This is a genomic window from Paraburkholderia sp. HC6.4b, assembly GCF_014200875.1.
Lineage (GTDB): Bacteria > Pseudomonadota > Gammaproteobacteria > Burkholderiales > Burkholderiaceae > Paraburkholderia > Paraburkholderia tuberum.
Genome location: NZ_JACHDC010000020.1, coordinates 58,258 through 72,904, shown reverse-complemented (window position 1 = coordinate 72,904; position 14,647 = coordinate 58,258). Strand labels below are relative to the sequence as shown.

Annotated in this window: 15 protein-coding genes; 6 read left to right on the top strand and 9 right to left on the bottom strand. The window is 65.7% G+C overall.

Annotated elements, in window-relative coordinates; all coding sequences use genetic code 11:
* Positions 1-17 precede the first annotated feature (17 nt).
* Both HDG34_RS27970 and aroQ read right to left on the bottom strand, forming a co-directional pair.
* A complete protein-coding gene (locus HDG34_RS27970) occupies positions 18-968 on the bottom strand; it encodes a shikimate dehydrogenase (RefSeq protein WP_184064299.1) in 951 nt (316 codons plus the stop codon).
* Entirely contained in the window at positions 965-1,420 is a 456-nt protein-coding gene (gene aroQ / locus HDG34_RS27965; RefSeq protein ID WP_090806916.1) for a type II 3-dehydroquinate dehydratase, read from the bottom strand. The genes HDG34_RS27970 and aroQ overlap by 4 nt, the downstream gene beginning before the upstream one ends.
* A gap of 319 nt (positions 1,421-1,739) precedes the next feature.
* Between aroQ and HDG34_RS27960 the strand changes: the two genes are divergently transcribed.
* The 4 genes from HDG34_RS27960 (at position 1,740) to HDG34_RS27945 (ending at position 5,265) form a co-directional block, all read left to right on the top strand.
* A complete protein-coding gene (locus HDG34_RS27960; RefSeq protein ID WP_184064296.1) occupies positions 1,740-3,632 on the top strand; it encodes a bifunctional sugar phosphate isomerase/epimerase/4-hydroxyphenylpyruvate dioxygenase family protein in 1,893 nt (630 codons plus the stop codon).
* A 168-nt stretch (positions 3,633-3,800) separates the two neighbouring features.
* Complete coding sequence (locus HDG34_RS27955) at positions 3,801-4,133, top strand: hypothetical protein (RefSeq protein ID WP_090806920.1); 333 nt, start codon at positions 3,801-3,803, stop codon at positions 4,131-4,133.
* A gap of 153 nt (positions 4,134-4,286) precedes the next feature.
* Complete coding sequence (locus HDG34_RS27950) at positions 4,287-4,541, top strand: hypothetical protein (protein WP_090810191.1); 255 nt, start codon at positions 4,287-4,289, stop codon at positions 4,539-4,541.
* Between the two features lie 244 nt (positions 4,542-4,785).
* The gene (locus tag HDG34_RS27945) at positions 4,786-5,265 is read left to right on the top strand and encodes a DUF2778 domain-containing protein (RefSeq protein WP_184064293.1); all 480 of its coding nucleotides are present in this window, start codon (positions 4,786-4,788) and stop codon (positions 5,263-5,265) included.
* A gap of 317 nt (positions 5,266-5,582) precedes the next feature.
* On the opposite strand, the gene HDG34_RS27940 is transcribed toward HDG34_RS27945, so the two are convergent.
* The 7 genes from HDG34_RS27940 to HDG34_RS27910 all read right to left on the bottom strand — a co-directional run bounded on the left by HDG34_RS27940 (position 5,583) and on the right by HDG34_RS27910 (position 11,508).
* Positions 5,583-5,912, bottom strand: a complete 330-nt coding sequence (locus HDG34_RS27940) for a hypothetical protein (RefSeq protein ID WP_184064290.1) — start codon at positions 5,910-5,912, stop codon at positions 5,583-5,585.
* A gap of 17 nt (positions 5,913-5,929) precedes the next feature.
* Complete coding sequence (locus HDG34_RS27935) at positions 5,930-6,697, bottom strand: AraC family transcriptional regulator (protein WP_184064288.1); 768 nt, start codon at positions 6,695-6,697, stop codon at positions 5,930-5,932.
* A 159-nt stretch (positions 6,698-6,856) separates the two neighbouring features.
* The gene (locus tag HDG34_RS27930; RefSeq protein ID WP_184064285.1) at positions 6,857-8,149 is read right to left on the bottom strand and encodes an NAD(P)/FAD-dependent oxidoreductase; all 1,293 of its coding nucleotides are present in this window, start codon (positions 8,147-8,149) and stop codon (positions 6,857-6,859) included.
* Positions 8,146-8,421, bottom strand: coding sequence for a 2Fe-2S iron-sulfur cluster-binding protein (locus HDG34_RS27925; protein ID WP_184063018.1), 276 nt, complete (start codon positions 8,419-8,421; stop codon positions 8,146-8,148). The genes HDG34_RS27930 and HDG34_RS27925 overlap by 4 nt, the downstream gene beginning before the upstream one ends.
* The gene (locus tag HDG34_RS27920) at positions 8,408-9,565 is read right to left on the bottom strand and encodes an FAD-binding oxidoreductase (protein ID WP_184064729.1); all 1,158 of its coding nucleotides are present in this window, start codon (positions 9,563-9,565) and stop codon (positions 8,408-8,410) included. The genes HDG34_RS27925 and HDG34_RS27920 overlap by 14 nt, the downstream gene beginning before the upstream one ends.
* On the bottom strand, positions 9,562-10,518 hold the full coding sequence (locus HDG34_RS27915) for a 4-hydroxyproline epimerase (protein WP_184064282.1): 957 nt from the start codon (positions 10,516-10,518) through the stop codon (positions 9,562-9,564). Before HDG34_RS27915 ends, HDG34_RS27920 begins: the two co-directional genes overlap by 4 nt.
* Before the next feature lie 282 nt (positions 10,519-10,800).
* Positions 10,801-11,508: a response regulator transcription factor gene (locus tag HDG34_RS27910; protein ID WP_184064726.1), complete on the bottom strand. Its 708-nt coding sequence runs from the start codon at positions 11,506-11,508 to the stop codon at positions 10,801-10,803.
* 293 nt (positions 11,509-11,801) lie between these two features.
* Here HDG34_RS27910 and HDG34_RS27905 point away from each other — a divergent pair, with 293 nt between their 5' ends.
* Positions 11,802-13,103 carry an MFS transporter gene (locus HDG34_RS27905; protein WP_184063026.1) on the top strand — a complete coding sequence of 434 codons (1,302 nt, stop codon included), beginning with the start codon at positions 11,802-11,804 and terminating at the stop codon, positions 13,101-13,103.
* 67 nt (positions 13,104-13,170) lie between these two features.
* Positions 13,171-14,631, top strand: coding sequence for an MFS transporter (locus HDG34_RS27900; RefSeq protein ID WP_184064279.1), 1,461 nt, complete (start codon positions 13,171-13,173; stop codon positions 14,629-14,631).
* The last annotated feature ends 16 nt before the right edge of the window (positions 14,632-14,647 follow it).

Below are 14,647 nucleotides of genomic sequence, written 5' to 3'. Positions count from 1 at the left end.
GGTCTCTACGCGGCCGGTTAGCGTTGCAACAACGATTGAAAGTGGGTGTAGACGCGCTCGGCGTCCGGCTCGAGGCCCGTGAAAATACGCATGGCGTCGACCGCCTGGTAGACCGCCATGCCGCCGCCACTCAGCGTGCGGCAGCCAAGCGCCTCGGCCGCCTGCAGCAGCGCGGTGCGAATCGGAAAATAGACGATGTCGGCGACCCACAGGTCGCGGTGCAGCAATTCGGCCGGCAGCGGCAGGCCCGGGATTTTAGCCATACCGGTCGGGGTAGCGTGAATCAGGCCTTGCGCGGCGCCGAGCGATTCTTCGAGCGACGTGCCCGCGCTGACCCTGGCTTTCGGGAAACGCGCCTGTAACTCGTCGGCGAGCGACTGCGCGCGGGCGGCATCGACGTCGAACAGCGTCAGCGAGTGCGCGCCCATGTTCAGCGCCGCATGCGCGACCGCCGCGCCGGCGCCGCCGGCGCCAAGCTGCACGACGCGTTCCAGCGACACGTCCGGCAGGCCGCGCTGGAACGCACGCGCGAAGCCGGACCAGTCGGTGTTGTGACCGATGCGCTTGCCGTCCTTGAACAGCACGGTGTTGACCGCGCCGAGCGCGCGGGCGTCGTCGGACAGTTCGTCGAGCAGCGGAATCACCGCCTGCTTGCACGGATACGTGATGTTCAGGCCGTTGTAACCCATCCGTTCGGCCGCCGTCAGCAGCTCCGGCAGCGCGGCGGTGTCGAGCTTCTGCGCATCGAGATCGATGCGTCGATAGACATAGTGCAGTCCGAGCTTGCTGCCCTCTTCCTCGTGCATCGCGGGCGTGAGCGAACCGCTGATGCCCGAGCCGATCAGGCCGACCAGAAAGGAGTGGGGAGTGGCCCGCAAGCTCGCCTGCGCATTGGCCAACGCGGCGATCTGCGCGTCGGTCCGGGAATTTCCCCGAGTGTTCGCTTGAGTGTTCGCTTGAGTGTTCATTTCGCCGCCCTATTCTTAAGAATCGTCGCCATCCGTTCCAGCGCGAGCACATAGCCCTGCGTGCCACAGCCGACGATGATCGCGTCCGCCACCGCCGACACGTACGAGTGATGCCGGAACGCTTCGCGCCGATGCACGTTCGAGATATGCACCTCGATGACGGGCTTTTCGATCGCGCTCAATGCGTCGGCGATCGCGACCGACGTATGGGTGTAAGCGGCCGGATTGATCACGACGCCGTCGACCTTGGTGCGCGCCGCGTGCAGCCAGTCGATCAGCTGATGCTCGGCGTTCGACTGGCAGAAGTCGATCGCGAGGTCGAGGCGCTCGCCCGCGTCGCGGCACAGCGTCGCGACGTCGTCGAGCGTTTGCGCGCCATAGATGGCCGGCTCGCGCGTGCCGAGCAGATTGAGGTTCGGTCCGTTCAGGACCAGTACGGAGGCAAAGCTCATGACAACGACTCCCGCAAAATAAGGCGCGACTCGAACCGCGGCACCCGCGGCGGTTCTTCGACGCATGGCGAAGTGTGCGCGCATCGGCCGTCGTCGTCATTCGGGGTTTCTACGAATTTGTACCATCTAGTTAGTTTGTATAGACTGTCGAAACTCCCGGGTAGTGTGGGGTATTCTGGCCTGCGTCTTGCTTCAGTGCGTAACGAACTAGCTCGTTTTTGCGCATTGCAGCAAGCCCGGCAGGCCGCGCCTCCAGGCGCGCCGCCGCGGTTTTTCTCTGAGTTTCCCCCTCGTTTGTCCGTTTTTGCAGGAGCCGTTCATGCAACGTTCGATTGCCACCGTGTCGATTAGCGGCACTCTCGTCGAGAAGCTGAGCGCGATCCGCGCGGCGGGTTTCGAAGGTGTCGAAATCTTCGAGAACGACCTGCTGTATTTCGACGGCTCGCCCGCCGACGTGCGCCGCATCGCCGACGACCTCGGCCTGAAGATCATGCTGTTCCAGCCGTTTCGCGATTTCGACGGTGTCAGTCCCGAACGGCTCGAGCGCAATCTCGACCGCGCGAAGCGCAAGTTCGACGTAATGCACGAGCTAGGCACCGACCGCATCCTCGTGTGCAGCAACGTGTCGCCGGACACGATCTGCGACGACTCGCTGATGATCGACCAGTTGGGCGCGCTCGCCCGCGCGGCCGAAGCGGCTGGCGTGCTCGCCGGTTACGAAGCGCTCGCCTGGGGCAGGCACGTAAAGACCTATCGCCACGCGTGGAAGCTTGTCGACGCCGTGAATCATCCGAATCTCGGGCTCGTGCTCGACAGCTTTCATACGCTGTCGCTGAACGACACGCCCGACGCGATCGCCGACATTCCTGGCGAGCGCATCGCGTTCGTGCAGATCGCGGACGCGCCGAAGCTTGCGATGGACGTGCTCGAATGGAGCCGCCACTACCGCTGCTTCCCCGGCCAGGGCGACTTCGATCTCGCGAACTTCACCGCGCAGGTCGTCAAAGCCGGCTACAAGGGCCCGCTTTCGCTGGAAATCTTCAACGACGGCTTTCGCGCCGCCCCCACCACGATCACGGCCGCCGATGGCCATCGCTCGTTGTTGTTCCTCGAAGAGCAAACTCGCGCGTTGCTCGAAGAGCAACAGCAGCCGCGCAAAACGACAGGCGGCCTGTACCGCTCGCCCGCCGCGCCCGCGCACGTCGGCTATCAGTTCCTCGAATTCGCGGTCGATCACACCACGCGCACGCAGCTCGCCGACTGGCTCGGCAAGCTGCGCTTTCGCCAGGCCGGCCGGCATCGCTCGAAGGACGTAACGCTGTATCAGCACGGCGCGGCCTCGATCGTGCTGAACGCCGAGCCCGATTCGTTCGCGAACGCGTTTTTTCAGCAGCATGGTTTGTCGCTGTGCGCATCGGCGTTTCGTGTCGATGACGCGAGCCACGCATTCGAGCGCGCGGCCGGCTTTGGCTACGCGCCGTTCTCCGGCCAGATCGGGCCGAACGAGCGCGTGCTGCCGGCCGTGCAGGCGCCGGATGGCAGTCTCAACTATTTCGTCGACGAAACGCCCGATCAGCCCACGCTGTTCGAGGCCGATTTCGTGCTGACCGACGTCAACGGCCCGACCGAGGTGGGACCGCTCGAGCGCATCGATCACGTGTGTCTGTCGGTGCCGGCGAGTGCGCTCGATACGTGGGTGCTGTTTCTGCGCACCGCGTTCGGCTTCCTGGCCGAGCCGGGGGTGCTCGTTCCCGATCCGTACGGCCTCGTGCGCAGCCGCGCGCTGCGCAGCCCCGACGGCTCGGTGCGGATCGCGCTGAATGCATCGGTGGATCGCCATACGGCGGTGGCCGAGGCGCTGCACACGTATCACGGCTCCGGACTGAACCACGTCGCGTTCAGTACCGGCGACATCTTCAGCGCTATCCCCGAGTTCGTCGCCGACGGCGTGCCGATCCTGCGCATTCCGCGCAATTACTACGACGACCTCGCGGCCCGCTACGCGCTGTCCGACACGCTGCTCGAAGCAATGCGCGCGAACAATATCCTGTACGACCGCGACGAACGCGGCGGCGAGTTTTTCCACGCTTATACGGAGCAACTCGACCAGCGCTTCTTCCTCGAGATCGTCGAGCGGCGCGGCGGCTATGACGGCTACGGCGCGGCCAATGCGGCGGTGCGGCTCGCGGCGCAGGCGCAGCGGCGCAAGTAACGGGCGGGCACCGGAGGCACGACGGCGGCTTCGTCATTGGAAGTCGCCGCGTCGATACGGATTTCGTCTTTTCAGGCACGCGAGCTGCGTCCCCGATCGGGGCAGGCTCGCCGTCTCGATATAATGGCGCCTGCTCAGCCGAATCGCCGAATCAACGCCAGGAGAGATATGAAGAAGTTCGCTGCAGTCCTGTCCCTTTCGCTACTGCTCAGCGCTTGCGCGTATTTCCAGAAAGACCCGGATTCCGGCGAACCCGTCACGGACACGACGACACAGCGTTCCGTCGACGACGTGGTCGCCTGTCTGACGCAGATGGCCAATCATCACAACGCCGCGTTCAAGTCGACCGGGATCCCGCAGGGTCAGATGCTCGACTTCGGCGACTCGAACGTCGTCAAGGTACGCAGCGACAACGGCGCGACAACTTACCGTTTCTACGCGGGCAAGCGTCATGTAAGCAACCTGTGGATCGAATCGGCAAGCAAAACCTGCGCGCCATAAGGCTTTGTGGCGCATAAAGGCGAAGTTGCAGGCGCCGGAATCTGATCCATTGCAACGTTCATGTCACGGTGTTACAGGACAATGGAGTCTTAAGAATCGTTTAAGACTTCGTCCGCAAGATCCCCGGACATGTCCCCGCACGAGGTGCGCTCCATGAATCAGCCCGAAATCAACACCAACGAAACACCGGCGAAACGGCCTACTATCCTGCGCCGTCTGTTGAGCCATCACGAGCTCGCGACGCTGCTGCTGCTGCTGCACGCGCCGATCGATGCATCCGCAAAACCCGAAATTCCGCAGCTTTACGAAGCAGGTCTCGTCGAGACCGTTTCGAACGATGCGGGCACGCCGCATATCCGTCTGACGTCCGAGGGTAATGCGGTGTTGCGAGGGCTTGGGGTGAAGTAAGCAGATCGGCTCGCGACCCGGTCATCCGAGGCCGCGTCAGCGCGTTGCGTTGACGCGGCTTTTTTCTATTCAGGCACAGCCATTGAGCGTGGCCTACGTTTTTGGCGATAGATCAGACCGCCGCGCTTCTGCATCAGTTTCGTAGACATGCGAGGCATCTTTAAGAACGCTCCGATTGTCTGGCACCGACGTACACGCAATAGTCATTGCTCCGCCACCTCAGGGAATTCTGGAGCAAAAACCAATGACTGTAAGCTGTACCTTCGAGCTCAATCGGAAAGAAACTTCACGATTCGTCTGTTCAGGCTTTGGCGCGGTCGAGGCCTATTCAGGTCAGAGAGCCGGCAGGGACAATCCCGACAATGTCGCGGATGTGGATGTCGGCCCGATACCTCCCGACACGTACTACCTGATTGACCGCCAATCCGGCGGACGCATCGGGGGACTAAGGGACTTTATCGGCGAACACTTCGGAAGTAGTGATCGGCACAAATGGTTCACGCTGTGGAATCCTCACGGCGGCGACGTGACGATGATTCAAGGCATCCGGCGGGGTCAATTCCGCCTTCATCCCGAAGGGTCGAGGCATCTAAGCCAAGGTTGCATTACCGTAAAAGATCTGGCTGGCTTTGAGCGGCTGCAGCGCTATATCCGTCGGACTTCGCCAACGCTGCCAATACCAGGAACTAACATGCGAGCTTACGGGCGAGTAGAAGTGCGATGAGAGACGCCCGATTGCTTCGATGGTGCATCAGTGCACTTGGGATATGGGTCGCATTAGGCACTGCACTCGCATGGGGCTCGCAACAACTATCGTTCCAGATACCGTTATGGTTCGCTGGTTCCGTTCGATGGCTACTGCGTTGCCTATATCCCAATTGGGAGCCCGACGCCTACGATGTCGAGGCTTGGGGCAACTTTGTGCTGATCGTTTCGGGATATATCGTCGCCATCGCATTAGTAGTGCCGGCAAGCGTCATCGCATGGCGGCGAGCACATTGAGCACGCTCGTCACAATGGAATTCGGCCGCGTCAAGCCTTTCAAGCCTGCCATACCCCATACCCCGCCTCGCGCAGCCCGATCGCCAATTCCACTTCCATATCCTGCGCGCCGCGATAAAGCATCGGGTTGAACACGTCGTACAGTTCGGGCATCAGACGCAGGCCGTAATCGCGCACATAGCGATTCGCCTGAATGCCCGCCTTGTGCCGATCGAAGCGCAAGTCCGGGTCGAGCCCCGTCATGCCGACGTACACGCACGGCTTGTCGAAACGGTAACCAGGATTCGCGCGACGAAAGCGCGCCTCGTTCCACACCTTGTCGTCGAGCGCGACGACGTACACGTAGTAGTGATGCGCGCGACCCGCCATGACACGCCCGACGCCGTTCAGCCGCGCAGCGTACCGTGCAGCAACATCCGGTATTCGGTCGGTGTGACGCCGACGGTCGCCTTGAATTGCCGTGTGAACGCGCTGTGATCGGTGTAGCCGCAACGCGCGGCGACGTCGGTGACCTTGTCGTGCGACACCAGCAGCGCAGTCGCCGCGTCGAGTCGCGTTTTCAGGAGCACCTGGCGCGGCGTCAGATGAAACACCTTGTGAAAGTAGCGCTCCAGCTGCGCGACCGACATGTCCGCCATTGCCGCAAGCTGCTTCAGGTTCAGCGGCTGCACGTAATTCTGCTGGATCGACTGCACGACGGCGGCAAGCCGGCTGTAGGCCGGATGGCTGCTTTCGTCGGCTTTCAGATCGCGGGAGATGCCGGCGAGGCCGACCACCTTGCCCGTCGCATCGCGCAACGGCTGTTTGCAGGTCAGGCACCAGCCCGGTTGACGGCCCGGATACAGATGCAGTTCGAGCTGATCGAGCATCTGGTTGCCGACGCCGATGATCGCCTTGTCCTGCGCGGTATAGATGCGCCCGAAGCGGCGCGGAAACACGTCTTCCGCGGTCTTGCCGAGCAGCGCGGCCTTTTCCTTTAAGCCGCAACGCGAAGCGAGCGTGCGGTTGACGAGCGCATACCGCGCGTCGGCGTCCTTGACGAAGAACACGACGTCCGGCATTGCATCGAATACCGGCTCGAGCAACCTGAAATGCGACAGCATGCCGGACAGCGTCGTATCGTCAGTTTCGAGCGGATGCGCCAGCGTGTTCATCGTGCGGTTCCGTGGGTGCGTGCCTGGTTGATTGCGTTAGGTTGCGTTCGCGGATCGCTGCGCCGGTGCGGCCGGGCAGCCTGCTCGTGCGGTTGATTGCGGTCGATTATAGAGCCGCGCGTCGCCCGCCAATATCTACCGAGGGTAAGCGCGGAGCCGTCATGGCGCCGCAGTCGGCGGTTCGGCGGCGCTCATCAGCGTGCCGATTTGCGCCGGACTGAACGGCGGACGCGCCGCGGCGGCCGGCCAGCCGAAGTACAGGCTCGCGGCCGCGCCGCAGATGCGCCCCTGGCAAGGGCCCATACCGCAGCGCGTCTGCAGTTTCGCGTCACGCCAGTCGGCGCAGCGGCGCACCTCGCCGACGCTCACGTCCTCGCAACGGCACAACAGCGTCGCGTCGGCGGGCGGCGTGCGCGCGGCCTCGCCCAATGCGAACGACACCGCGACGCGCGCGCCAAAGCCCCGCCAGCGCGCGCGTTGCGCGACCAGCGCCGCCAGCGCGGCGCGTTGCGCGCTCGCCGCGCCGCTCGCCACGAGACCGGCGATCTCGCCTTCCGCGCCAGCGAGCTCAGCGCCGCCGACGCCCGTGCACTCGCCCGCTGCATAAACGCGTTCGAGCGAGGTGCGCTGTCCGTCGTCGATGACGATTTCGCCCGCGTCGTTGATCGCGCAGCCGAGCGCCTGGGCAAGCGTGACGTTCGGCAGCAGTCCGAAGCCGCACGCGACGCGGTCGCAATCGAGCGTCACCTCGCGTTCACCGCGCCGGATCGTCACCTGTTGCACGCGCTGCGCGCCACGGGCTTCGCTCACGATGCTGCCGGTCCAGTAGCGCAGTCCCGCGAAGCCGCGCGTGAGGCTGATCGCCTGACGCAGCTTCGCGGGCTCGCGCAGCAGCGACACGCCGAAACGCGCGACCTCGGCCGCCGATGCCTGCTCGACCACCGCGATCACGCGCGCGCCGGCTTCTCGCGCGGTGGCGAGCGCGGCCATCAGCAGCGGGCCGCTGCCGGCGATCACGATCCGTTCGTCGCGCACCGGCATGCCGCCTTTGATCAGCGCCTGCAATGCGCCCGCGCCGGTCACGCCGGGCAAGGTCCAGCCGGGAAACGGCAGAAGACGCTCGCGCGCGCCGGTCGCAAGAATCAGTCTGTCATAGGTGATCGACACGCCGCCGTGTTCGGCGGATTCGAGCAGCAAGCCTTGCACGCCGAGCGGCGCGATCACGCGCGTCGATGGCCAGTAAGTGAAGTTTTGCTGCGATTGCAACGCCGCGAGCAACGCCTGCAACGCTGCTTGAGGCGGATAGGCGGGCCCCTGGCGCCAGACCTGGCCGCCGGCGCGCGGATTGTCATCGATCTGCGCGACAGTCGCGCCCGACTGCGCCGCCGCCCGCGCGGCATTGAGCCCGGCCGGACCACCGCCGATCACCACGATGTCGAAGTGCTGCGTCATGCGTGTACTGTCCCGTTTCGTGTCTGCACGCGCTGGCCGTCGCGGCATAGCGTCTGGCACGCGAGCGCGTGCGCGCGACCGTCGATCGTCACGCGGCACTCCTGGCACACGCCCATCCCGCACAAGGCTTCGCGCGGCTCGCCCTTGACCGACAGCCGCGAGCCGCGCACACCCGCGATCGCGAGCGCCGCGGCTATGGTCGTGCCGGGTTTCACTTCGATGCTGCGGCCGTCGACGCTCAAACGGATGCGGGCCGCGTCAGTGTCGGTCATGAGCCACCTGCTCTGCAAAACGCACCGGTAGATAAGGTTCGCACGGAATCGGCGCGGCATGGCCCGCGATCTGCGCCGCGAGCAGTTTCGCGGTCGCGAGCGAGGTCGTCACGCCAAGCCCTTCATGGCCGACCGCGAGCCATAGGCGGGATGCGGAGCCAGAGCCGACATCGGGCGCGAACTCGCCGGCCGGTCCGATCAACGGCAGGCCGTCCGGCGACGCCGCGCGAAACCCCGTCCACGCGCGGATGCCGCTGAGCGCCGGCAACCCCGGCAGATACTGCGCGGCGCGTTGCAGCATCCGGGCGAGCACCGGCATCTCGACGGCCGGATCGGTTGTTTCGAACTGGCGCGACGAGCCGATCAGCAGTTGCCCAGTCGGACGCGGCTGTGCGTTGAACGCGACCGACGTGCCGGTCGCGTGATGCGCGCTCTTGATATAGCCAAGTTCGAGCAGTTGATGACGGATCAGCCCCGGGTAGCGGTCGGTGATCAGCAGATGGCCTTTCTTCGGCTGCAACGGCAGCCACGGCAACAATTGCGCCGCCCCGAGGCCGTTCGCGACGACCACGTGCGCCGCGCTGGTGCGCTCGCCGCACGCCAGGGTCACGCCACCCGCACCGACCGACGCGACCGACGCTCCAGGTCGCACGCTGATATTCGCCGCATGCGGCGACTGCGTGAGCAGCCATTCGGCGGCGGTCGGCGCATACACGATGCTGTCGTGCTCGATGCGCAAGCCGCCCGCCATCGATGGTGCGAGCGCCGGTTCGCAGGCGCGCAGTTCGGCCGAGTCCAGCAATTGCGCGGCGACGCCTTGGCTCTCAAACGCCGCCTGCATTGCGCGGGCGGCCTGCCGTTCTTCGTCGTCGGCTGCGACCCACAGCGTGCCGCAGCGCGCGAACGCGTCGCGCGCGCGCAGCTGCGGCGCGAGCTCGAGCCATAGCTCGCGCGAATAGCGGCTCAGCGCGAATTCGGCGGGCGAGTCGTTCATCACGACGATATGGCCCATGCCGGCCGCCGTCGCGCCGCCGCCGATGCGCTGCGCATCGAGCACGTCGACGCGCATGCCGAGCGCGGCCAGTTCCGCCGCGCACGCGGCACCGACGATACCCGCTCCGATGATCAGCGCGTCCGGGCTCATGCGGTCCGGATACCCCACGCGAACGGATCGCGCTCGTCGAAACACAGACACCCTTCGGCCATGATGTGCGCGTGACCGGTGATGGTCGGAATCACGTGGACGCCGTCGCCCGCCGTGCGATAGCTCGCCTCGAACACGCTGCCGATGATGCTCTCCTGGCGCCACACCGCGCCTTCGGCAAGCTTGCCGTCGGCCGCGAGACACGCGAGCTTCGCGCTCGTGCCGGTGCCACACGGCGAGCGGTCGTACGCATTGCCGGGACACAGCACGAAGCTGCGGCTGTCGAGGCCCTCGCGCGAACCCGGTCCGAACAGCTCGATATGGTCGATCAGCGCGCCGTTCGCGCCGGTGATGTTCTGTGCGATCAGCGCGTCGCGAATCGCCGAGCTGAAAGCCGTCAGGCTCGCGATGTTCGCGGCTTCGAGCTCGTGCCCATGCTCGGCGACGAGGAAAAACCAGTTGCCGCCCCAGCCGATGTCGCCGGTCAGTGCGCCATAGCCTGGCACGTCGACCTGCACCGCCTTGCGGTGGCGATACGCGGGCACGTTGCGCACCGCGACGCCGCCGTCTTCGTTCAGCGTCGCCTCCACCATGCCGACCGGCGTTTCGATGCGGTGTCGTCCCGGCCCGATCCGCCCCATGTGCGCGAGCGACACGACGAGCCCGATGGTGCCGTGCCCGCACATGCCGAGATAGCCGACGTTGTTGAAGAAGATCACGCCGGCCGCGCAAGTCGGATCGTCGGGCTCGCAGAGCAACGCGCCGACCACCACGTCCGAGCCCCGCGGTTCGGTGACGATGCCGGCGCGCCAGTCGTCGAAGCGAGTGCGGAACACCTCGAGCCGTTGCGCGAGCGTGCCGCCGCCCAGATCCGGGCCACCCGACACCACGAGGCGGGTGGGCTCACCGCCGGTGTGCGAGTCGATGATGTTGAGGGTTTTCATGTCGCCCATGGTAGGAATCGCGGGCCGGTGGGTCTTGGTGCGCGTGCGCGCGGTTTGAGACGATTTCGGCATAGCGGCGCGATGCGTGAGCCGCCGCGCGCGCGGCGCGCGAAACGTCCCGCTATTCGGTATCGGCGTCGACGACCCTCGGCGCAAACACGGCAACCCGGCGAACCGATACAGACACGTAAGGAGAATGAACACCGCTGGCGAGCGCGACCGGCTGCAACGCGGATTTCAGCATATACCTGGCCGTGGCGACCTCATGCCGTGCGCGCCGACTGCCAATCTTCACTCCCTGAGCACATGGTCGTGAAGCCGCAGCAACCGGTAGCCGCTTCTGTATACCGGCTGCAGCCGGAAACCATTGTGCGGCTCGATCGCGAGCAGCAGACGCAGCCGTGACACGTGACTGTCGATGGTCCGCGTGAACTCGCGCAGTTCGCGGCCCCACACCGTCGCGAAGATATGGTCGCGCGACATCACGCGATCGACGTTGGAAAAGAACAGCGCCGCGATCCGGTACTGGGTGGGCGACAGCGGCACCGGCTCGCCGCGCAGCGTGACCGCCCGGCGGATCGTGTCGAAGCAATAGGGGCCGATCTCGAAACAGGTCGCGGCGCTGAAATGCTCTGGATACGCGCGCCGCAGAAGCGCCGCGACTCGCGCGCGAAACTCGGCGTCACGCAGCGGCAACGCGAGGTAATCGTCGGCACCGCCGGCGAGCGCGCGCACCATGCTTTCCTCCGAGCCGTCGTTCGACACGAACATGATCGGCACGTGCTCGCCTGCCACGCGGCGCACCGAGTGCAACAGGTCCGCGCCGGCGGGCCGCATATCCTGCCAGTCGAGCACCAGCAGATCCATCGTGGAGCGCACGAGCGACCTCGACATCGCAACGCCGTCGTCATAGGCCGCGCAGAAATGGCCGGCTCTCACCAGACTAGATTCAATGGACTGACGCATGACCGGGTCACGCTGAAGAACTGCAACGCGCATGGGATAGACTCTCGACAAGGACATGCAGGCCATTCTCCGAGCCGCACCCCGGTCCCTCCCTTCGGAGCATTCCTATTTTCCGCCGCTTTCTTCGCCCAACTGGGCGCTCCCGCAGGACTTCCGCTTCCATCCTGTAAAATCCGCGCCGGCCTCCGTCGCCAGCGCGCCCGCCCTATCCGGACGGCGCGCCCGTGTCCCGTGCTCTACCCAGCGCCTGCCGCACTTCTCGCCCGACGACCGCCGTATGTCCACGCGTCTCCCGCGTGGCTCACAATTCATCAGAAGACATGGCAATGCAAGCGACAAATCTGGGTGGAGCGCAGGCTGTCACCCCCCGCCCGCTTGGGCACAGCGATTACAAGACACTCGGTCTCGCCGCGCTCGGCGGAGCGCTCGAGTTCTACGACTTCATCATCTTCGTTTTCTTCGCGCCGGCGATCGGCCAGCTGTTCTTCCCGGCGGCGATGCCGGACTGGCTGCGTCAGGTGCAGACCTTCGGCATTTTCGCGGCCGGTTATCTGGCGCGGCCGCTCGGCGGCATCATCATGGCGCACTTCGGCGACCTGTTCGGCCGCAAGCGTATGTTCACGCTGAGCGTGCTGCTGATGTCGGTGCCGACGCTGCTGATGGGCCTGATGCCCACCTATGCGAGCATCGGCGTGCTCGCGCCGGTGCTGCTGTTGCTGTTCCGCGTGATGCAGGGCGCGGCGGTCGGCGGCGAAGTTCCGGGCGCATGGGTGTTCGTCGCAGAGCATGTGCCCGGGCGGCACGTCGGCTATGCGTGCGGCACGCTGACGGCCGGCCTCACGGCGGGCATTTTGCTCGGCTCGCTGATTGCGTCGGCGGTCAATCGCCATTTCACGCCGGCCGATATTTCCGAATATGCATGGCGTGTTCCGTTCCTCATCGGCGGCGTGTTCGGCATGTTCTCGGTCTATCTGCGCCGCTGGCTGCACGAGACGCCGGTGTTCGCCGAACTGAAGCAACGCAAGGCGATCGCCGCGGAAGTGCCGCTGAAGGCCGTGCTGCGCGATCACGGCCGCGCGGTGATCGTGTCGATGCTGCTCACCTGGATGCTGTCGGCGGCGATCGTCGTCGTGATCCTGATGACGCCGACGCTGCTGCAAAAGCAATTTCACATCGAGCCGGCCACCGCGCTGCTCGCGAACTGTGTCGCGACGCTGTGCCTGACGATCGGCTGCGTGGTGGCCGGTTCGATCGCCGGACGCATTGGCGCGGGTCGCACGATTTTCGTCGGCGGCGTTGCGCTTGCGATCACGTACTACGTGATGTTTCGCCAGTTGGCCGTCGATACGTCCCTGCTCGTGCCGCTGTATGCACTGGCCGGACTTTTCGTCGGCGTGATCGGCGCGATTCCGCTCGTGATGGTCCGCGGATTCCCGCCGGTGGTGCGCTTCTCGGGCATCTCGTTCTCGTACAACGTCGCGTATGCGGTGTTCGGCGGTCTGACGCCGATCGCCGTATCGCTGATGATGAAGTCGAACCCGCTGGCCGCGCCGCTGTACGTCGCGGCGATCTGCGTGCTGGGCGCACTGACCACGCTGTTCATCAAGGATGCGCCGCGGGCGCGCTGATCCGGCGACATCCATACTTCACGCCACGCCGAAACGTGGCGCGCTGCATCGGGCTTACGATGCAGTCATGAACTCATCCACACCCTCCTTTTCGCCCGCCCTCGGTCGCGTTCTCGCGACCGTCAGCGTCGGCTTCGTGGTCACGCAACTCGACGTGACCATCGTCAACATCGCGTTGCCACGAATCGGCGCGGACCTGCACGCGAACGTCGCGGGCCTGCAATGGGTCGTCGATGCATACACGCTCGCGTTTGCGGTGCTGATGCTGTCGGCCGGCGCGCTCGGCGACCGCTTCGGCGCGCGGCGCATGTATGCGTGCGGAATCGTGCTGTTCGCGCTCGCGTCGCTGGCCTGCGGGCTCGCGCTCGATGCCCCGATGCTGATCGCCGCGCGCGCGGTGCAAGGCATCGGCGCGGCCGCGATGCTGCCGAATTCGCTCGCGCTGCTCAATCAGTCGTTCGGCCACGAACCGAAGCTGCGGGCACGCGCGGTCGGCCTGTGGACCGCCTCCGGCGCGATTTCGATCGCGGCCGGACCGGTGGCTGGCGGCCTGCTGATCGCCGCGTTCGGCTGGCGCAGCATCTTTCTCGTCAATCTACCGATCTGCGCGGCCGGCCTGCTCGCGACACTGCTGTGGATTCCGCGTCCGCAAACCTCGCAACGCGGCGTGCCGGCCGCCGCTCGCGGCAACACCGGCGCGACGCCACGCGGCATCGATCTCGGCGGCCAGTGTCTCGCGATCGTCGCGCTAACCGCGTTCGTCGCCGCAGTGATCGAATGGCGGCCGCTCGGGCTCGCGCATCCGCTGGTCGCCGGCGGCTTCGTGCTGGCGCTGCTGGCGGCGGGTGCGTTCGTGTTCGTCGAAGCGCGCGTCGCGCGCCCGATGCTGCCCCTGTCGCTGTTCGGCACGCGCACGTTCAGCGCGGCGGTGCTGTTCGGCATCTGCGTGAATCTGACGTATTACGGCATGGTGTTCGTGCTGAGCCTTTACCTGCAGCGCGTGCGCGGCTACACGCCGTTGCAGGCGGGCCTCGCGTTCCTGCCGCTGACGGGCGGCTTCCTGATCTCGAACGTCGCGAGCGGGTGGGTGATCGGCCGCCTGGGAGTACGCGTGCCGATGATCCTCGGCGCGATCACGGCCGGTCTCGGCTATGGCCTGCTGCATCTCGTCGGCGCCGAGACGCCGCTGATTGGCCTGCTGCTGCCGTTTTTGCTGATTCCGTCGGGCATGGGACTCGCAGTGCCGGCGATGACCACGGCGGTGCTCGCATCGACCGAAGCGCGGCGCGCGGGCACGGCGTCGGCGGTATTGAACACGGCGCGCCAGGCCGGCGGCGCGGTGGGTGTGGCGGCCTTCGGCGCGCTCGCGGGCGGTGCGGCCGCGACGCAGATCGTGCCGGGGATGCAAGCGGCGACGGCTATTTCAGTGGGACTGCTGGTGCTGGGTCTCGTGCTCGCGTGTTTCGTGCATCCGGAGCCGCACGCGGCGGCATCGTCTGCGCGCGGCGCGAGCGCCGCGAGTAAGTAAGCGGTGTGTAATGCAG